We start from the raw sequence: 18058 nt of genomic DNA on the forward strand, positions 1-18058 counted from the left end.
TGGTTTGGCGGTGGCTGATTAACGGTGGCTGATGCGGCGGACGAGCCAGTCGCCGAAGCTCTGCACGGCCTGCACGAACACGATCAGGATCACCACCACCGCCACCATGACCTCGGTGATATAGCGCTGGTAGCCGTAGCGGATGCCCAGGTCGCCCAGGCCGCCGCCGCCGATCGCGCCGGCCATGGCCGAATAGCCGACCAGGCTGACAAAGGTGATGGTCAGGCCGGCGACGATGCCGGGCATGGCCTCGGGCAGCAGCACCTTCCACACGATCTGGCGGGTGGTGGCGCCCATCGACTGCGCCGCCTCGACCAGGCCCTTGTCGACCTCGCGCAGCGCGCTTTCCACCAGGCGCGCGATGAACGGGATCGCCGCGATGGTCAGCGGCACGATCGCCGCCGTGGTGCCGATCGACGACCCGACGATAAAGCGCGTGAACGGGATCACCACCACCAGCAGGATGATGAACGGGATCGAGCGCACCGCGTTGACCACCACGCCGATGCTGCGGTTGAACAGCGGATGCGACAGCACGCCGCCACGGTTGGTCAGGTGCAGCAGCACGCCCAGCGGCACGCCCAGCAGCGAGCCGACCACGCCCGAGATCGCCACCATCAGCAGGGTCTCGTTGAACGAGGTCAGGAACAGGTCAAACATTTCAGACCACATGCTCGAACTCCTCCACCACGACGCCTTGCGCCTGCAGGTATTCCATCGCCGCCTTCACGTCGGCCAGTTCGCCCGTGGCCATGATCGCCAGCGAGCCGAAGGCCTGGCCCTGGATCTCGTCGATATGCCCGTGCAGGATATTGAAGTCCAGCCCGTAGCGGCGGATCGCCTGGGCCAGCACCGGCTGGTCGACGCCCTCGCCGGTGAAGGCCAGGCGGTAGACGTGGTCGCGCCCGTTGCCCAGCCGGCTCTCCACGCGCTTGAGCACGCTGGCCGGCAGTTCCTGCGAGATGACGTCGCCGATCATGGCGCGGGTGACGTCGTGCTGCGGGCGCAGGAATACGTCGATCACGCGCCCGGTCTCCACCACCTGGCCGGCTTCAAGCACGGCCACGCGGTCGCAGACCTGTTTGATGACTTCCATCTGGTGCGTGATCATCACGATGGTCAGGCCCAGGTCGCGGTTGATCTGCTTGAGCAGCTCCAGGATGGAGCGGGTAGTTTCCGGGTCCAGCGCAGAAGTGGCCTCGTCCGACAGCAGCACCTTGGGCTTGCTGGCCAGCGCGCGCGCAATGCCCACGCGCTGCTTCTGCCCGCCGCTGATCTGCGCCGGATAGCGGTCCTTCAGGGCAGACAGGCCCACCAGGTCCAGCAGCGGCAGCACCGTCGCGGCGATCTCAGCCTTGGGCTTGCCGGCCAGTTCCAGCGGCAGCGCCACGTTCTCATACACCGTGCGCGACGACAGCAGGTTGAAGTGCTGGAAGATCATGCCGATCTCGCGGCGGGCCAGGCGCAGCGCGCCCGTGTCCAGCGCTGTCAGTTCCTGGCCCGCGACGATCACGCGGCCGCTCGAGGGCCGGTTCAACAGGTTGATGGCGCGTACCAGCGTGCTCTTGCCGGCGCCGCTGCGGCCGATAATGCCGAAGACTTCGCCCGCCGCTATCGACAGGCTGACGTCCCGCAATGCATGCACGTCGCCAGACGCGCCCGGGAAGCGCTGCGACAGTCCTTGCAGTTCGATCATGGAAAGGTGACCAAAAGAAAACGGCAACAGGCGAGGGATCTCCAGCGCTGTTGCCGCTCGTTATTTTTCTGAAGCGCGTATTTTATGCGATTCGCTTCATACCATAAACGACTTTTTACCGATGTCTTTATACGTTCCCGGCATATAAGAAGCAAAAAAGTCGATTATGAGCCATGCCAGGACGGCGAGCGCTTGTCAATGAAGGCCTGCACCCCCTCCAGCGCCGACTCGTCCATCATGTTGCAGGCCATGGTCTGGCCGGCGAGCTGGTAGGCGGCGTCGATGCCCATTTCCAGCTGGCGGTAGAACAGGCCCTTGCCGGCGGCCACCGCGGCGGCCGGCTTGGCGCAGATGCTGGCGGCCAGGCGGGCCACCTCTTCGTCCAGCTGGGCAGCGGGCACCACCCGGTTCACCAGCCCGCGCTCACGGGCGGTTTCGGCGTCGATCATGTCGCCGGTCAGCAGCATCTCCATTGCCTGCTTGCGGTGCAGGTTGCGCGACAACGCCACCCCGGGCGTCGAACAGAACAGCCCCAGGTTGACGCCGGACACCGCAAAGCGCGCATCGTCGGCAGCCACCGCCAGGTCGCACATGGCCACCAGCTGGCAGCCCGCCGCCGTGGCGATGCCCTGCACGCGCGCAAGCACCGTCTGCGGCATCTTCTGGATCGCCATCATCATGCGCGTGCAGCGGTCGAACAAGCGCCGGTAGTAGTCGTGCGACGGCGAAGCCCGCATCTCGCGCAGGTCGTGCCCGGCGCAGAATGCCTTGCCGGCGCCGGCCAGCACCACCACGCGCACGGTGTCGTCCGACGCCAGCCGGCCGAGGGCTTCGGTCAGTGCGTCGAGCAGCCCTTCTGACAGTGCATTGAACGCCTGCGGCCGATTCATGGTCAGTCGCACCACGCCCGCGGCGTCGCGCGATTCGGTCAGCAGCGGCGCGTCCAGGCGCGCATCGTTCTCGGCCATGGCCATGCTCTCCTATCGTTCCAGCAGCACCTTCAGGTGCGCCAGCACGCTGCGGCCCAGCGCGCTCAGGTTGTAGCCGCCCTCCAGGCAACTGACGATGCGGCCCTGGGCATGGGTGCGCGCAAGGTCCACCAGCTGGCCGGTGATCCAGGCGTAGTCCTGCTCCACCAGGCCCATCTGGCCCAGGTCGTCCTCGCGGTGCGCGTCAAAGCCGGCGGAAATGAACAGCATCTGCGGGCGGAATTCATTGAGCCGCGGCAGCCAGATGGTTTCGACCACTTCGCGCACTGCCATGCCGTTGGAATAGGCCGGCAGCGGGATGTTAACCATATTGGGCGCAAGATGCTCGGTGCCGCTGTACGGATAGAACGGGTGCTGGAAAATGCTGCACATCATCACCTGCTCATCGCCGCGAAACGCCGCTTCGGTGCCGTTGCCGTGGTGCACGTCGAAATCGATGATCGCCACGCGCTCCAGCCCGTGCGCCTGCAGCGCGTGGCGCGCGGCGATGGCGACGTTGTTGAAGAAGCAGAAGCCCATGGCGCGGTCAGGCTCTGCGTGGTGGCCGGGCGGGCGCACGCAGCAGAATGCGTTCTCGAACTCGCCCGCGATCACCGCATCGGTGGCCGCCACCGCCGCGCCAGCGGCCAGCGTGGCGGCGGCGAGCGTGTGCGAGTTCATCGAGGTATCCGGATCGATCGCGTGATAGCCGCTGGCCGGGCTGGCGCGTTCGAGCGAATCGACATAGTCGGGACGGTGCACGCGCTCTAGCTGCTCGCGCGTGGCGGGCGGGGCTTCGCGGCGCTCCAGCAGCCCGTCCAGGCCGTGCGAAATCAGGTGATCCTCGATCGCCTGCAGGCGTTCCGGGCACTCCGGATGGAAATGCCCCATCTCGTGCCGCTGGAACTCGGGGTGCGTGTAATAGCCTGTCGGCATCTCTTATCGTCGCAATGTTGTCTCCAATCGCTACGTTAGCACACGCCAGCCCATGCCACCCAGCGGCGCCGGCGCGCCATGTCGTGACGGCTTGCCCGTAGTTGCCGCAGTGGCATCCGCTATACTCGGTGCGACTTGCAAAGGACATCATGACCGACACCCAGCGCTCACTGCGACGCCCCCTGCTGGGCGCCGCGCTTTCCGCTGCCGCACTCGGACTCTGCGGCCTCTCCCCCAGCCTGCTCGCCGCGGGCAAGCGCCGCGTCAGCATGCGCGAGGAAGAGATCGAACCCGGCCGCTACCGCGACAATCCGCAGACCCGCGCGTTTATCGACGAGATGGTGGCCCGCCACCGCCTTGACCGCGGGATGCTGCAAGAGTGGTTTGGCCAGGCGGTCTATTCCGCCACCGTGGTGCGGCTGATCATGCCGCCTGCCACCACCGGCCGCAAAAGCTGGCGCACCTACCGCTCGCGCTTTATCGAGCCGATCCGCATCAACGCGGGCGTGCGCTTCTGGCAAGACAACCGCGACACGCTGCGCCGCGCCGAAGCCGAGTTCGGCGTGCCGGCCTCGGTCATCGTCGGCATCATCGGCGTAGAAACCATCTATGGCCGCGACATGGGCACCTTCCGCGTGCTCGATTCGCTGTCCACGCTCGCCTTCGACTACCCGGACACGCCCAACCGCGAAGCCCGCACCACGCTGTTCCGCAACCAGCTGGCCGACTACCTGCTGTGGTGCCGCGACACCCGCACCGACGTGTACTCGGTGCTGGGCTCCTTCGCGGGCGCGATCGGCATCCCGCAGTTCATGCCGACCAGCCTGCGCGAATACGCCATCGACTACGACAACAACGGCCGCATCGACCTGCGCAACAGCCCTACCGATGCCATCGGCAGTGTGGCGCGCTTCCTGCAACTGCACGGCTGGGAGCCGGGCCGCCCGGTGGTGTGGCGCATTGCCGGCGACGACGGCAGCCTGGGCGTCGCCACGGCGGCGGCCGACGGCGAGCCATGGCCCACGCGCACGCTCAACCAGCTGACCCGCGCCGGCCTGCGCGTGGACGAGCCGATCGACCCCGCGCGCGAAGGCGAGACCGGCGTGCTGGTGGTGGACTTGCCCACCCCCGACCAGCCGACCGAGTACCTGCTCGGCCTGCGCAACTTCTACGTGCTGACGCGCTACAACCGCAGCTTCTTCTATGCGCTGGCGGTGTACCAGCTGGGCGAGGCGGTCAAGGCGGCAATGGGCTGACGCCAGCTGTCCGCCAAAGCAATAAGGCCTCGCATTTGCGAGGCCTTTCTTGTTGGCACCGGTTCAGGTCACGCCGGGAACACGCCGGTCGACAGGTAGCGGTCGCCGCGGTCGCACACCACGAAGACGATGGTGGCGTTCTCCACTTCCTCGGCAATGCGCAGCGCCACGCAGAGCGCGCCCGCGGCCGAAATGCCGCAGAAGATGCCCTCTTCGGACGCCATGCGCCGCGCCATGTGCTCGGCATCGCCCTGGCTCACCGGCTCGGTGCGGTCGATGTATCTGGCATCGTAGATCTTGGGCAGATACGCCTCGGGCCACTTGCGGATGCCCGGGATGCGCGAGCCTTCGGCGGGCTGCGCGCCGATGACCTGGATCTCAGGGTTCTGTTCCTTCAGGTAGCGCGACACGCCGGTAATGGTGCCGGTGGTGCCCATCGCGGAAACAAAGTGGGTGATGCGGCCGTCGGTATCGCGCCAGATCTCCGGCCCGGTGCCCTCGTAGTGGGCCAGCGGGTTGTCCGGGTTGGCGAACTGGTCGAGGATCACGCCCTTGCCGTCGCGCTCCATCGAATCCGCCAGGTCGCGGGCGTACTCCATGCCGCCCTTGACCGGGGTCAGGATGATCTCGGCACCGTAGGCCGCCATGCTCTGGCGGCGCTCGAGGCTCAGGTCCTCGGGCATGATCAGCACCATCTTGTAGCCGCGGATGGCGGCTGCCATGGCCAGCGCGATGCCGGTATTGCCGGAAGTCGCCTCGATCAGGGTGTCGCCCGGCTTGATGCGCCCGCGCGCCTCGGCCCGGGCGATCATCGACACCGCAGGGCGGTCCTTGACCGAACCGGCCGGGTTGTTGCCTTCGAGCTTGCCGAGGATCACATTGCCGCGCGCGTCGTTGGCGGCACCGGGGATGCGCTGCAGTCTGACCAGCGGCGTATTGCCGATGGTGTCTTCAATTGTCTTGTAGGCCATTGGGCGAGGGGTCGCGAAAGGGGGTCGCAAACGGGGGATTCCAATTCGCCGGCCATTGTAATCCAGACACCTATCCCTCGCCGGCAGGCGGGATTTACGTTGCCACCCGCCCGCCTGCGCCCATCCTGCCGCGGCTCAGCCTTCCTCGTGGTTGCCTTCGCCCAGCAGGTGGTACAGCAGGATGCAGCCGAAGGTGGCGGTACCGATGCCGCCCAGCGTCATGCCGCCCAGCTTCAGCGTCAGGTCGCCGGCGGCCACCGTCAGCGTGGCGCCAACCGTGATCAGGTTGCGCGAGCTGGAGAAGTCCACCTTGTTCTGCACCCAGATCCGGCCCGCCGTCGCCGCGATCAGGCCGAACACGACGATGGTCAGCCCGCCGATCACCGGACCCGGGATGGTCAGGATCAGCGCACCGAACTTGGGCGAGAAGCCCAGCAGGATGGCCACCGCGGCCGCGACCACGAAGATCAGCGTCGAGTAGATCTTGGTGACCGCCATCACGCCCATGTTCTCGGCATAAGTGGTCACGCCGGTGCCGCCGCCGCTGGCCGACAGCATGGTCGCGATGCCGTCGCCGATAAAGGCACGGCCGATATACGGGTCCAGGTTGCGCCCGGTCATCACGCCGATGGCCTTGATATGGCCCAGGTTCTCCGCCACCAGCACAATCGCCACCGGGGCGATCAGCAGCATGGCGCTGAACTCGAAGGTCGGTGCGGTGAACGCTGGCAGCCCGAACCAGCTGGCCGCTGCCACGCCCGAGAAGTCGATCGGCTTGCCCAGCCCCATCACGTTGGTGCCCAGGTAGTAGGCGAGGTAGCCAGCCAGGCCGCCGATCAGCACCGGCAGGCGCCCGATCATGCCGGGCGCGCGCACCGCCACCAGCCCCACGGCCACCACCGTCAGCAGGCCCACCCAGGTATCGAGGGCCGCGCCGCTGACCGCCTTGACCGCCACCGGGGCCAGGTTCAGCCCGATGGCCGCGACGATGGCCCCGGTCACCACCGGCGGCATCAGCTTTTCGACCCAGGCGTAGCCCACCGCCTGCACGATCAGGCCGATCACCGTGTACAGGGCGCCGGCGGCGATGATGCCGCCCAGCGCCACCGGGATATTGAGGTTGGGGCCGCTGCCCGCGTAGCCGGTGGCAGCGATCACCACGGCGATGAAGGCGAAGCTGGAGCCAAGATAGCTCGGCACCCGCCCGCGCACGCACAGGAAGAAGATCAGCGTGCCGATGCCGGAAAACAGGATGGCGATATTCGGGTTGAAACCCATCAGGATCGGTGCGATGGCGGTCGAGCCGAACATCGCCACCACGTGCTGGATGCCGGCCAGCAGCGTCTGCCCGGCGGGCAGCCGCTCATCCGGCCCGATCACGCCTTCGGTCTTGAGCCGCCATTGCGGCAGGAATCCCGCGTCCTCGCCATTCGCCATATTGTTCTGCTCCCTGTGATCCGGGCTGGCCGCCTGGTCGGCAGCCGCCGCGATTGTGCCTGGTTGTTTGGTAGATGCGTGCCTGTCGGCAGCCGCGCGCGGCAGATCCTGCCAGCGCGGCGTCCGCATGATACTCCGCCGCCACGGGGCGTGCGAAGCGCGCAAGGGTCTAGCACAACCCATACCAGCAAGGAGAGCGCCCGGCCGCTGCGCGGTCGGGCGCCGGACCGTGACCCGGTCAGCGCGCGGGCTTGGCGGCCGCCGCGGGCGCTGCCTTACCCGCCTTGGCCGGGGCTGCCGCCGCTGCCGGCGACGCTGCTGCGGTTCCCTTCGCGCCGATGGCAAGGCCAGCGTCCTGCAGCTTCGCCACGGACTTCGGCCCGATGCCGCTGACGCGCTCGGCCAGGTCCGCGGCGTCCTTGTAGGGCCCACGCTTGTTGCGTTCGTCGATGATGTTGCGGGCGGTGGCGGGTCCCACGCCCTTGACCGAGGTCAGCGCCGCCTCGTCCGCCGTGTTGACATCGATGGCGGCATGCGCGGCACCACCCGCGAACAGGCAGATGGTTGCAGCGAGGGAAACCAGGGAAAAACGCCGGGCAAATTGCCGGACCCAATGCTTGAACATGAAGGCTCTCCTTTCCTGTGGATGGTCTGAGGTACCACCCCCGCCGGGGCGGCGAGGTCAGGTCAGGATAGGGGCGGGCCGCAGCGGCGGCCCAGGCGGCAACAAAAGTTGACACCGGCCGCACGAAACCGTGTCGGCCGGCTGCGCGCCGATTATCAGCCGGCGCGTTCGATCAGCCAGCGGCAATAGCGCGCCACGCCTTCCTCGACGCTCAGGAAGGGCTCGCTGTAGCCGGCGCTGCGCAGCTTCGACACATCCGACTGCGTGAAGCACTGGTACTTGCCGCGCAGCGCATCGGGGAACTTGACGTACTCGAGCAGGCCTTCCTGCACCAGTTCTTCCAGCGACAGGCGCGGCTTGCCTTCGGCCTCGCGCAGGGTGTTGACCACGGTCGCGGCGATGTCGTTGAACGGCTGTGCGCGGCCGGTGCCGAGGTTGAAGATGCCGGACTTGTCGGGATGGTCAAAGAAGTGCAGGTTGACCTTGACCACGTCCTCGACCGAGATGAAGTCGCGGCTCTGCATGCCGGGGGCATAGCCGCCGTACTCGCCGAACAGCTTCACCGTGCCGTCGGCGCGGAACTGGTTGAAGTTGTGGAACGCGACCGAGGCCATGCGGCCCTTGTGCGTTTCACGCGGGCCGTACACGTTGAAGTAGCGGAAGCCCACGATCTGCGACAGCGCCGACGGCAGCCGGCGCCGCACGATCTGGTCGAACAGGAACTTGGAGTAACCGTACACGTTCAGCGGGCGCTCGAATTCGCGGTCTTCGCGGAACACCTGCGAAGCACCGTAGGTAGCCGCCGACGACGCGTACAGGAACTGCGTGCCCTGTTCCAGGCAGCTCTCCATCAGCGACAGCGTGTAACGGTAGTTGTTCTCCATCATGTAGCGGCCGTCGGTCTCCATGGTGTCGGAGCACGCGCCTTCATGGAATACCGCCCGCACCTTGCCGAACTCGCCGCGGGCAAAGCGCGCGAGGAAGTCCTGCTTGTCCAGGTAGTCGGAGATCTCGCAGTCGACCAGGTTGTGGAACTTGTCGGCACGGGTCAGGTTATCGACGGCGATGACGTTGGTCTCGCCGCGGTGGTTCAGGCCTTTGACGAGGTTGCTGCCGATAAAGCCAGCGGCGCCGGTGACGATGATGGTCATGGTCGGATCAGGATGGGGGCGCCACGCCTCACGGGGCGGCGCCGAACAATTCAGAATAAGAGACGACGGCGGTACCAAGCTTGCCCACCACGATGGCGCCGGCACGATTGGCATGCTGCACGGCTTCCTTGAGCGGCACGCCGGCACCCAGCATGGTGGCGAGCGTGGCGATCACGGTATCACCCGCACCCGATACATCATAGACCTCGCGCGCCTGGGCGGAGACGTGCAGCACCTCGGCCTCGGTGTAGAGCGTCATGCCCTCTTCCGAGCGCGTCAGCAGCAGCGCCTCGAGCTGCAGCCCGCGGCGCAGGTTCTGCGCGCGGATGGTCAGGTCGGCCTCGGTCTTCCAGGCGCCGACCACGGCACGCATCTCGGCCCGGTTGGGGGTGATCAGCGTGGCGCCGCGGTAGCGCGAGTAGTCGTCGCCCTTGGGGTCGATCAGCACCTTGCGCCCGGCCGCGCGGCTGGCGTCGATCATGCGCGTGACGTGGGTCAGGCCGCCTTTGCCGTAATCGGACAGCACCAGCACCTGATAGTCGTTGATCAGGGCCAGGAAGCGGTCCTGTACCGCGGCCAGCACTTCATGCGCCGGCGCGCTTTCGAAATCCACGCGCAGCAACTGCTGCTGGTGCGCCACCACGCGCAGCTTGATGGTGGTGTTGAGCTTGGGATCGCGGTGCAGGTAGGGCTGCACGTGGCTCTCGCCCAGCAGCGCTTCGAGCGTGCGGGCCGGCTCGTCGTCGCCGACCACGCCCAGCATGCCCACGCGTGCGCCCAGCGCCGCGGCATTGCGGGCCACGTTGGCAGCGCCGCCCAGGCGCTCGTCGCTGCGCTTGACCTGCACCACCGGCACCGGCGCTTCCGGCGAGATGCGCTCCACATCGCCGAACCAGTAGCGGTCCAGCATCATGTCGCCGACCACCAGGATATGGGACTGCCGGATCTGCTCCTGCGGAATGACGGTCTTGTTCATGAAGATCCTTGGCAATATCGCGACGGCCGCGGCCGTCGCGTTAGCTTATCGGTTGATGAGTCCGTTGACCCGCCGGCGCCTCATTCGTTCACGGCCTGCCGGGTCGGGCGGCCGATGGCGTGGTACTCCACGCCGGTCTCGACCATGGCCTCGGGCTCATACAGGTTGCGCCCGTCGAAGATCACCGGGGCCTTCAGGCGCCGCTTGATCTGGCCGAAGTCGGGGCTGCGGAACACCTTCCATTCCGTCACGATCACCAGCGCGTCGGCGCCGTCCAGCGCATCCATCTGGTTCTCATGGAAACTCACGCGCGCGGCGCCGCCCGGCAGGTCGGCCAGGTCGGCATCAAGCGCGCGCCGGGCTTCGGCCATCGACACCGGGTCGTGCATGCGCAGCGACGCGCCGCGCGACACCAGTTCGCGCGCCAGCACCCGCGACGGCGCCTCGCGCATGTCGTCGGTATTGGGCTTGAAGGCCAGGCCCCACACGGCAAAGGTGCGCCCGCTCAGGTCATCGCCGAAGCGGCGCACGACCTTGTCGCCCAGCACGCGCTTCTGCGCGCCGTTGACCGATTCCACTGCCTCCAGCACGCGCATCGGCTTGCCATGGTCGGCGGCAGTGCGCATCAGCGCCTGCACGTCCTTGGGAAAGCATGAACCGCCATAGCCGGCGCCGGCATACAGGAAACTGTAGCCGATGCGCGGGTCCGAACCGATGCCCATGCGCACCAGTTCGATATCGGCGCCAACCTCGTCGGCCAGGTTGGCCAGCTCGTTCATGAACGAGATGCGCGTGGCCAGCATCGAATTGGCCGCGTACTTGGTGAACTCGGCCGAGCGCACGTCCATGTAGAAGGTGCGCTCGTGGTGCCGGTTGAATGGCGCGTAAAGCTGGCGCATGGTGGCCTGCGCGTGGCGGCCGGCGACGTCGGCGTTGCAGCCCAGCACGATGCGGTCCGGGCGCATGAAGTCCTCGACCGCGGCGCCCTCTTTCAGGAACTCGGGGTTCGACACCACCGAGAACTGCAGGTCTTCCAGGCTGCGCGCGGCCAGCTCCTCGCGGATCGCGGCGGCCACGCGGTCGCCGGTGCCCACCGGTACGGTGGACTTGTCGACCACGACCTTGAAGCCGGTCATATGGCGGCCGATATTGCGCGCCGCCGCCAGCACGTACTTCAGGTCGGCAGAGCCGTCTTCGTCCGGGGGCGTGCCCACGGCGATGAACTGCACGTCGGCGTGCTCGACACTGGCCGCCACGTCGGTGGAAAAGGTCAGCCGCCCGGCGGCACGGTTGCGCTGGATCAGCTCCTGCAGGCCCGGCTCGTAGATCGGCACGCCGCCTGCGTTAAGCAGCGCGATCTTCTGCTCGTCCAGGTCCAGGCAGAACACGTCATTGCCAAGTTCCGCCAGGCAGGCGCCGGTGACAAGGCCGACATAGCCGCTGCCGATGATGGTGACTTTCATAGCGTTAGTTCAATTCTGTTGCACAGGACCGCCCGGGGTCAGCCGAGCGTCTCGGAGCGCCGCGGGGCGTAGGTTTCCCAGCGGTTGCAACCCGGGCATTGCCAATAGAAAAGCCGGGCGCGGAAGCCGCACTCGCGGCAGGTGTAGCGCGCGAGGTTGCGCGTGCGCAGCTGCAGCAGGTCACGGATGGCCGTGGTTTCCTGCGCTTGCTCGTCGTTGCCGTCGGCGCCCTCGGCACCCTCTGCCGGGGCATCGGCACCCGCCGGCTGCGCAGACGGGGCGCCGGCCGCGGCCACCGCCGCCTGCGCCTCGAAATACTTGGTCAGCGCCAGCAGCGTGGGCTGGCGGCGCAGCTGCTCGCGCATCAGGCGCGCGGCGGCTTCCGGGCCGTTCACGTCCAGCTCTGCCTTGTAGGCGGTGTCGAGCACCTCCGGCGCCAGCTTGCCCTTGAGCAGGCCGCGCAGCCATTCCAGCGCGGCGCCCCCCTCTTGCAGGCTGGCGTAGGCCTTGACCACGCGGTCCGCCACCAGCGGCAGGAAGGATGCATCCTGCCGTTCGATGCCAAGCCAGTGGCCAAGCGCCGCGCGGGCGTCGCCCGCGGCCGCGGCCACGTCGCCCAGCAGGATCGGGGCGCGCACGTTGGCTGGATTCTCGGCAACGGCCTGGTTCAGCCACTTCACCGCATCTTCGGGGCGCTTGCGTTGCAGTGCGTCCTGCGCCAGTTCGCAGCAGAACTGGGCAATCTGCAGGCTGTAGCTCGTCTGCTCCAGCGTCTGCAGCTCGCGCGCGGCCTCGATCGCCTTCTGCCACTCCTTTTCCACTTCATAGAGCTCAAGCAGCACGCGCTTGGCCGACGCCGCGTACGGGCCCGACATCAGCCGGCGCAGCGATTCCTCGGCACGGTCCAGCAGGCCGGCGCGCAGGAAGTCCTCGCCCAGTTCAAACAAGGCATGCTCGCGCTCGGGCTCGGGCAGGTCGGGGCGGGTCGCCAGGTTCTGGTGCACGCGGATGGCGCGCTCGGTTTCGCCGCGGCGGCGGAACAGCGCACCCAGCGCAAAGTGCAGCTCGGTGGTTTCCGGATCGAGCCGCGCGACCTCGATAAAGGCGTCGATGGCCTGGTCGGGTTGCTCGTTGAGCAGGAAATTGAGGCCCTTGAAATACGAGCGCGGCAAGGCGCCCTGCTCGCTGATCAGCTGGCGCACATCGAAGCGCGCCGCCATCCAGCCAAGGCCAAAGACAAGTGGCAGCGCCAGCAGCCACCAGGTTTCAAACATCATGGATCAGACTTTCGGGCCGACTACGTTATAGGGAACAGGCTTGCCGTCACGCGGCGCGGATGCGGCCGCCGCCGTCGACGCTGCGGCTGCGGCGGACGCCGGTGCCTGCGCCTCCGCGGCCGCGCGGCGCAGCTTCGCCACCTCCAAGCGCTGGCGCATCAGCCCGGGCGCGACCGACGCCAGTGCCGCCACCGCGCCCAGCACGAAGGCGGCGAACAGGATCAGGATCAGCGGCGCATGCCAGACGGCATTGAAGAACAGCTGCAGCGAGGCTTCGGCGGTATTGCGCAGCGCCAGCACGAACAGCAGCACGAATACGACGATACGGACGATCCAGGCGAACAGTTTCATGCAGGTAGGCAACGAGTCAGCGTGACATTGGGACGGGGCAAGCGACAGGCAAGACGCACTGGCGCAAGGCCCGGCAAAGACCCCGGCATTGTAACGGAATCACTTCCCGGATTCGGTAACGTGGCGGTAACGGGGTGCGAACCCGCTGCGGCGATCGACCCCTGGCATCGACTTGCGCACGATGCAGCACCTGGCATGGCGTCATCTCAGAAGCATCAAACGAAAAAAAGCGCCCCAACGGGGCGCTTTCTTACGACAACACAGCAGCAGGCAAAGCCCGGGCAATCAGGAGCGGACAAAATTCAGCCCGCTCTCATGCAATCCCGCCGGTGCGGCGGGAGCCGCACCCTGGCCAGCCTTGCCCGGCGCGGCTTGCACCGCGCCGCCGGAATGGCCGTTGCCATTGACGCCCGCAGGCACCGGCTGGCTACGGTCAACCCGTTCGCGCAATTCCTTGCCCGCCTTGAAGTGCGGCACCCGTTTTTCGGGCACCAGCACACGCTCGCCGGACTTGGGATTGCGCCCCACGCGAGGCGGACGCTTGTTCAGACCAAAACTGCCGAATCCGCGGATCTCGATGCGATGGCCGTCGGCCAGCGCCTCGGACATCGCGTCGAGTATCGTTTTGACCGAGATGTCCGCGTCCCGCAGCAACAGCTGGGGGAAGCGGGCAGCCAGTTTTTCGACGAGCTCCGACTTGGTCATGGGCATACGCGCAAGCGCGGGGGCCTGCGATTACTGGTTGTCCTGGCCGAGCTTGGCCTTCAGCAGGGCGCCGAGATTGGTCGTGCCAGCCGTGCCGGTGTCAGCCTGGAACTTTTGCATCGCTTCTTGCTGCTCTGCGCTGTCCTTGGCCTTGATCGACAGGTTGATGTTGCGCGACTTGCGGTCGACGTTCACCACCAGGGCGGTGATCTGCTCGCCTTCCTTCAGCACGTTGCGGGCGTCTTCCACGCGGTCAGCGGAGATTTCCGATGCACGCAGGTAGCCTTCCACGTCGTCAGCCAGCTGGACCACGGCGCCCTTGGCGTCAACGGCCTTGATGGTGCCCTGAACCAGCGAGCCCTTGTCGTTGGCCGAGATGAAGTTGTTGAACGGATCGCCCGACAGCTGCTTGATGCCCAGCGAGATGCGTTCCTTGTCGACGTCGATGCCCAGGACCACGGCTTCGACTTCGTCGCCCTTCTTGTACTTGCGCACGGCTTCTTCGCCAGTCTCTTGCCACGACAGGTCCGACAGGTGCACCAGGCCGTCGATGCCGCCCGGCAGGCCGATGAACACGCCGAAGTCGGTGATCGACTTGATCTGGCCGGCCAGCTTGTCGCCCTTCTTGTGGTTACGCGAGAAATCGTCCCACGGATTGGCCTTGCACTGCTTCATGCCCAAGCTGATACGACGCTTGTCTTCGTCGATATCCAGCACCATGACTTCGACTTCGTCGCCCAGCTGGACAACCTTGGACGGGGCAACGTTCTTGTTGGTCCAGTCCATTTCCGACACGTGCACCAGGCCTTCGATGCCGGCTTCGATCTCGACGAACGCGCCGTAGTCGGTCAGGTTGGTCACCTTGCCGAACAGGCGGGTGCCTTGCGGGTAGCGGCGCGAGATGCCGACCCACGGATCTTCGCCCAGCTGCTTCACGCCCAGCGAGACGCGGTTCTTTTCCTGGTCGAACTTGAGGATCTTGGCGGTGATTTCCTGGCCAACCGACAGCACTTCGCTCGGGTGGCGGACACGGCGCCAGGCCAGGTCGGTGATGTGCAGCAGGCCGTCAATGCCACCCAGGTCCACGAACGCGCCGTAGTCGGTGATGTTCTTGACGATACCGTTGACGATGGCGCCTTCCTTCAGGGTTTCCATCAGCTTCTGGCGCTCTTCGCCCAGGGTCGCTTCGACCACGGCGCGGCGCGACAGCACCACGTTGTTGCGCTTGCGATCCAGCTTGATGACCTTGAATTCCAGGGTCTTGCCTTCGTACGGGGTGGTGTCCTTGATCGGGCGCACGTCAACCAGCGAGCCCGGCAGGAACGCGCGGATGCCGTTGACCATCACCGTCAGGCCGCCCTTGACCTTGCCGGTCACGGTACCCGAGATGATCTCGCCGTCTTCCAGCGCCTTCTCGAGGTTCAGCCACGATGCCAGGCGCTTGGCCTTGTCGCGCGAGAGGATAGTATCGCCATAGCCGTTCTCGAGCGCATCGATGGCCACGGAGACGTAGTCGCCGGCCTGCACTTCGAGTTCGCCCTGGTCGTTCAGGAACTCCTCCACCGGCACGAATGCCTCGGACTTGAGGCCGGCATTGACGACCACGAAATTGTGGTCGATGCGCACGACTTCAGCGGAGATCACTTCGCCAGCCTTCATATTGGAGCGGGCGACGGATTCCTCGAACAGTGCGGCAAAGGATTCGTTAGTTTGCAGGTCGGACATAAACGTAAGGTGAAATCCGCAGTACGCCGGCCGGCGCGACTATCGCGCTCAGTCTGCCAGTGCAGCGGGGTCAGGTTTGACACAAGCCAGCCACAAGTCTTGCCCGGGCTGGCGCCATCTGGTGCCGTCGGGGTACGCCGCTTCTACTGATGCGCCCGCATGCATTTCATGCATCGAGCCGCACAGCGGCAAACCACTCCAGCACCTGCGCCACTGCCTGGTCCACCGTCATATCGGAGGTATCCAGCAGCTTTGCATCCTCGGCGGGACGAAGCGGCGCGGCGGTGCGGGTGCGATCCCGTACATCGCGCGCTTCAAGGTCACGCAAAAGGTCTTCAATATTAGCAGAAATTCCCTTATCAATCAATTGTTTATAGCGCCTGCGAGCGCGCGCCTCAACACTTGCGGTCAGGAACACCTTGAGCGGCGCATCCGGGAAGATCACGGTGCCCATGTCGCGGCCGTCGGCCACCAGCCCCGGCAGCTTGCGGAAGCTGCGCTGCAGCTGGGTCAGCGCGTCGCGCACCGGCTGGTGCACGGCGATGGCCGAGGCCCGGTTGCCGATCGCCTCGGCGCGGATTGCCAGGCTGACTTCCTCGCCCCGCAGCCAGACGCGGTCAGGGCCGAACTTCACATCGAGGCGGGAAGCGATCTTTGCAAGGGCGTCCACGTCCGCCAGGTCAATCCCGGCGCGGTCGCTGGCCAGCGCCACGAGCCGGTACAGGGCGCCGCTGTCGAGCAGGTGAAAGCCCACGGCATCCGCGACCTTGTGCGCGACAGTGCCCTTGCCCGAGGCAGTCGGCCCGTCAATGGCGATGACGTTGACGATAGTCATTGTTTATAAAGCCAAGAGAAACGATTGATTGTGAATTCAATTGCGAATCATTATCATCTGATTCATGGCACTTCGCCGCAGCCGCGGCACGGTGCCCTTTCCGTCCAGTCGCGAGGCAATCTACCATGGCAAAAACCCTGACGTTCGGCATCATGCACCTCGGCATCGCGTTCAGCGTGACGTATGCGCTGACCGGCAGCCTCGCCATCAGCGGTGCCGTCACCTTCATCGAGCCGGCCGTCAATACCGTGGCCCACTATTTCTTCGACCGCTACTGGGAGAAGCGCGAGCGCCGCCAGGCCGGGGCTGCCCGCGACCACGCCCCGGCGCAGCGCGACAGCGCCAATCTGGCCAGCGCTTAGCCGGTCACGCCCGCAAACACGCTGAAGTAATCCGGGAACGTCTTCGCCACACAGCCCGGATCATTGATCCGCACCGGCAGTGGCCCGAAGGCCGCCAGCGAGAAGCACATCGCCATGCGATGGTCATCATAGGTGCCAATGCCGTCGGCCGGAGTCTGCCAAGGCTGCGGCGGCGTCACACGCAGGTAGTCTGCCCCTTCTTCCACGACTGCGCCGAGCTTGCGCAATTCCGTCGCCATCGCCGCGATACGGTCCGTTTCCTTGACGCGCCAGCTGGCGATATTGGTCAGCGTGGTCGTGCCTTCGGCAAACAGCGCCGCCACCGCCAGCGTCATCGCCGCATCGGGGATATGGTTGCAGTCCAGTTCGATGCCGTGCAGGCGCCCGTCGTCGCGTTCCGTGCCGCGCACTTCGATCCAGTTGTCGCCGGCCATCACATTGGCGCCCATGCGGTTGAGCGCCTCGGCGAAGCGCACATCGCCCTGGATGCTGGCCATGCCCACGCCTTCCACCCGGACCGGGCCGCCGCCGATCGCACCGGCCGCCAGGAAATAGGACGCAGATGACGCATCGCCCTCGACAAAGATCTCGCCCGGCGAGCGGTAGGCCGCGCCCGCCGGCAGCACGAAGCGTTCCCAGCCCTGGCGCTCGACCTGGATGCCGAAGCGCGCCAGCAGGTTCAGCGTGATCTCGATATACGGCTTGGAGATCAACTCGCCCACCACCTCGATCTCGATGCGGCCGCTGTCGGATTGCGCCATCGGCAGGCTCATCAGCAGCGCGGTCAGGAACTGGCTTGACACGTCGCCGCGCACGCGGATCGGCGCATCGATGCGAATGCCGGCCGGCTGGATATGCAGCGGCGGAAAGCCATCATTGCCAAGGTAGTCGATCACGGCGCCCACCTGGCGCAGGCCGTCGACCAGGTCGCCGATCGGCCGCTCATGCATGCGCGGCACGCCCGACAGCTTGTAGCTGCCGCCCTGCAGCGCCAGCGCTGCGGTGAGCGGGCGGATCGCCGTGCCGGCGTTGCCCATGAACAGCTCGGCCGACTTGTTCTGGAAGTTGCCGCCGGCGCCGGTGACGATATAGTCTGCGCCCTCCTGCCGCCAGGCCACGCCCAGCGTGCGCAACGCCTGCAGCATCACGCGGGTATCGTCCGAATCGAGCAGGTCGCGCACGCGGGTCTCGCCATTGGCCAGTGCGGCCAGCAGCAGCACACGGTTGGAGATGCTCTTCGAGCCCGGCAGCCGGACGGTGCCGTTGGCGCGGGTCAGGGGGCCTAGCGTCAGGTGTTCCATGGTTTTCGTGGGCGCCGGGGCGC

General features: G+C 66.4%; 18 protein-coding genes. 2 read left to right on the forward strand and 16 right to left on the reverse strand.

Annotation, left to right across the window (positions count from 1 at the left end):
* Positions 1–18 precede the first annotated feature (18 nt).
* From ACW4E8_RS26535 to ACW4E8_RS26550, 4 genes are all read right to left on the reverse strand, one after another.
* Positions 19–672: a methionine ABC transporter permease gene (locus tag ACW4E8_RS26535; RefSeq protein WP_010812940.1), complete on the reverse strand. Its 654-nt coding sequence runs from the start codon at positions 670–672 to the stop codon at positions 19–21.
* Positions 662–1696, reverse strand: a complete 1035-nt coding sequence (locus tag ACW4E8_RS26540) for a methionine ABC transporter ATP-binding protein (RefSeq protein ID WP_114132306.1) — start codon at positions 1694–1696, stop codon at positions 662–664. Before ACW4E8_RS26540 ends, ACW4E8_RS26535 begins: the two co-directional genes overlap by 11 nt.
* A gap of 164 nt (positions 1697–1860) precedes the next feature.
* Positions 1861–2664 carry an enoyl-CoA hydratase gene (locus ACW4E8_RS26545; protein WP_456807233.1) on the reverse strand — a complete coding sequence of 268 codons (804 nt, stop codon included), beginning with the start codon at positions 2662–2664 and terminating at the stop codon, positions 1861–1863.
* A 12-nt stretch (positions 2665–2676) separates the two neighbouring features.
* Positions 2677–3600: a histone deacetylase family protein gene (locus ACW4E8_RS26550; RefSeq protein ID WP_456807234.1), complete on the reverse strand. Its 924-nt coding sequence runs from the start codon at positions 3598–3600 to the stop codon at positions 2677–2679.
* A gap of 149 nt (positions 3601–3749) precedes the next feature.
* Here ACW4E8_RS26550 and mltB point away from each other — a divergent pair, with 149 nt between their 5' ends.
* On the forward strand, positions 3750–4856 hold the full coding sequence (gene mltB, locus ACW4E8_RS26555) for a lytic murein transglycosylase B (RefSeq protein WP_456807235.1): 1107 nt from the start codon (positions 3750–3752) through the stop codon (positions 4854–4856).
* A 68-nt stretch (positions 4857–4924) separates the two neighbouring features.
* Here the strand turns inward: mltB and cysM are convergent, their stop codons facing one another.
* The 11 genes from cysM to cmk form a co-directional block, all read right to left on the reverse strand.
* Entirely contained in the window at positions 4925–5827 is a 903-nt protein-coding gene (cysM, locus tag ACW4E8_RS26560; protein ID WP_456807236.1) for a cysteine synthase CysM, read from the reverse strand.
* Between the two features lie 135 nt (positions 5828–5962).
* Positions 5963–7264, reverse strand: coding sequence for a solute carrier family 23 protein (locus ACW4E8_RS26565; RefSeq protein WP_013955857.1), 1302 nt, complete (start codon positions 7262–7264; stop codon positions 5963–5965).
* Between the two features lie 238 nt (positions 7265–7502).
* Positions 7503–7889 (reverse strand): ComEA family DNA-binding protein, encoded by a 387-nt coding sequence (locus ACW4E8_RS26570; protein ID WP_456807237.1) that lies wholly within the window; start codon positions 7887–7889, stop codon positions 7503–7505.
* Between the two features lie 155 nt (positions 7890–8044).
* Positions 8045–9040 (reverse strand): ADP-glyceromanno-heptose 6-epimerase, encoded by a 996-nt coding sequence (gene rfaD, locus ACW4E8_RS26575; RefSeq protein ID WP_456807238.1) that lies wholly within the window; start codon positions 9038–9040, stop codon positions 8045–8047.
* A gap of 28 nt (positions 9041–9068) precedes the next feature.
* On the reverse strand, positions 9069–10016 hold the full coding sequence (gene rfaE1, locus ACW4E8_RS26580; protein WP_010812949.1) for a D-glycero-beta-D-manno-heptose-7-phosphate kinase: 948 nt from the start codon (positions 10014–10016) through the stop codon (positions 9069–9071).
* A gap of 80 nt (positions 10017–10096) precedes the next feature.
* Positions 10097–11479: a UDP-glucose dehydrogenase family protein gene (locus ACW4E8_RS26585; RefSeq protein WP_456807239.1), complete on the reverse strand. Its 1383-nt coding sequence runs from the start codon at positions 11477–11479 to the stop codon at positions 10097–10099.
* Positions 11480–11517: 38 nt separating this feature from the next.
* Positions 11518–12756: a lipopolysaccharide assembly protein LapB gene (gene lapB / locus ACW4E8_RS26590; protein WP_456807240.1), complete on the reverse strand. Its 1239-nt coding sequence runs from the start codon at positions 12754–12756 to the stop codon at positions 11518–11520.
* 3 nt (positions 12757–12759) lie between these two features.
* The gene (locus ACW4E8_RS26595; protein ID WP_456807241.1) at positions 12760–13107 is read right to left on the reverse strand and encodes a LapA family protein; all 348 of its coding nucleotides are present in this window, start codon (positions 13105–13107) and stop codon (positions 12760–12762) included.
* Positions 13108–13392: 285 nt separating this feature from the next.
* Positions 13393–13812: an integration host factor subunit beta gene (locus ACW4E8_RS26600; RefSeq protein WP_436221040.1), complete on the reverse strand. Its 420-nt coding sequence runs from the start codon at positions 13810–13812 to the stop codon at positions 13393–13395.
* Between the two features lie 30 nt (positions 13813–13842).
* The gene (gene rpsA, locus ACW4E8_RS26605; RefSeq protein ID WP_010812954.1) at positions 13843–15537 is read right to left on the reverse strand and encodes a 30S ribosomal protein S1; all 1695 of its coding nucleotides are present in this window, start codon (positions 15535–15537) and stop codon (positions 13843–13845) included.
* Positions 15538–15703: 166 nt separating this feature from the next.
* Entirely contained in the window at positions 15704–16372 is a 669-nt protein-coding gene (gene cmk / locus ACW4E8_RS26610) for a (d)CMP kinase (protein ID WP_456807242.1), read from the reverse strand.
* Positions 16373–16497: 125 nt separating this feature from the next.
* On the opposite strand from cmk, the gene ACW4E8_RS26615 reads away from it, so the two are divergent.
* The gene (locus ACW4E8_RS26615) at positions 16498–16734 is read left to right on the forward strand and encodes a DUF2061 domain-containing protein (protein WP_456807243.1); all 237 of its coding nucleotides are present in this window, start codon (positions 16498–16500) and stop codon (positions 16732–16734) included.
* On the opposite strand, the gene aroA is transcribed toward ACW4E8_RS26615, so the two are convergent.
* Entirely contained in the window at positions 16731–18035 is a 1305-nt protein-coding gene (gene aroA, locus ACW4E8_RS26620) for a 3-phosphoshikimate 1-carboxyvinyltransferase (protein ID WP_456807244.1), read from the reverse strand. The genes ACW4E8_RS26615 and aroA overlap by 4 nt on opposite strands.
* Positions 18036–18058 lie beyond the last annotated feature (23 nt).

This window comes from Cupriavidus sp. CP313, from assembly GCF_054072015.1.

Coding starts and splice junctions, on each gene's coding strand:
- ACW4E8_RS26535 (WP_010812940.1), bottom strand. CDS start 672: ATGTGGTCTGAAATGTTTGACCTGTTCCTGACCTCGTTCAACGAGACC.
- ACW4E8_RS26540 (WP_114132306.1), bottom strand. CDS start 1,696: ATGATCGAACTGCAAGGACTGTCGCAGCGCTTCCCGGGCGCGTCTGGC.
- ACW4E8_RS26545 (WP_456807233.1), bottom strand. CDS start 2,664: ATGGCCGAGAACGATGCGCGCCTGGACGCGCCGCTGCTGACCGAATCG.
- ACW4E8_RS26550 (WP_456807234.1), bottom strand. CDS start 3,600: ATGCCGACAGGCTATTACACGCACCCCGAGTTCCAGCGGCACGAGATG.
- mltB (WP_456807235.1), top strand. CDS start 3,750: ATGACCGACACCCAGCGCTCACTGCGACGCCCCCTGCTGGGCGCCGCG.
- cysM (WP_456807236.1), bottom strand. CDS start 5,827: ATGGCCTACAAGACAATTGAAGACACCATCGGCAATACGCCGCTGGTC.
- ACW4E8_RS26565 (WP_013955857.1), bottom strand. CDS start 7,264: ATGGCGAATGGCGAGGACGCGGGATTCCTGCCGCAATGGCGGCTCAAG.
- ACW4E8_RS26570 (WP_456807237.1), bottom strand. CDS start 7,889: ATGTTCAAGCATTGGGTCCGGCAATTTGCCCGGCGTTTTTCCCTGGTT.
- rfaD (WP_456807238.1), bottom strand. CDS start 9,040: ATGACCATCATCGTCACCGGCGCCGCTGGCTTTATCGGCAGCAACCTC.
- rfaE1 (WP_010812949.1), bottom strand. CDS start 10,016: ATGAACAAGACCGTCATTCCGCAGGAGCAGATCCGGCAGTCCCATATC.
- ACW4E8_RS26585 (WP_456807239.1), bottom strand. CDS start 11,479: ATGAAAGTCACCATCATCGGCAGCGGCTATGTCGGCCTTGTCACCGGC.
- lapB (WP_456807240.1), bottom strand. CDS start 12,756: ATGATGTTTGAAACCTGGTGGCTGCTGGCGCTGCCACTTGTCTTTGGC.
- ACW4E8_RS26595 (WP_456807241.1), bottom strand. CDS start 13,107: ATGAAACTGTTCGCCTGGATCGTCCGTATCGTCGTATTCGTGCTGCTG.
- ACW4E8_RS26600 (WP_436221040.1), bottom strand. CDS start 13,812: ATGACCAAGTCGGAGCTCGTCGAAAAACTGGCTGCCCGCTTCCCCCAG.
- rpsA (WP_010812954.1), bottom strand. CDS start 15,537: ATGTCCGACCTGCAAACTAACGAATCCTTTGCCGCACTGTTCGAGGAA.
- cmk (WP_456807242.1), bottom strand. CDS start 16,372: ATGACTATCGTCAACGTCATCGCCATTGACGGGCCGACTGCCTCGGGC.
- ACW4E8_RS26615 (WP_456807243.1), top strand. CDS start 16,498: ATGGCAAAAACCCTGACGTTCGGCATCATGCACCTCGGCATCGCGTTC.
- aroA (WP_456807244.1), bottom strand. CDS start 18,035: ATGGAACACCTGACGCTAGGCCCCCTGACCCGCGCCAACGGCACCGTC.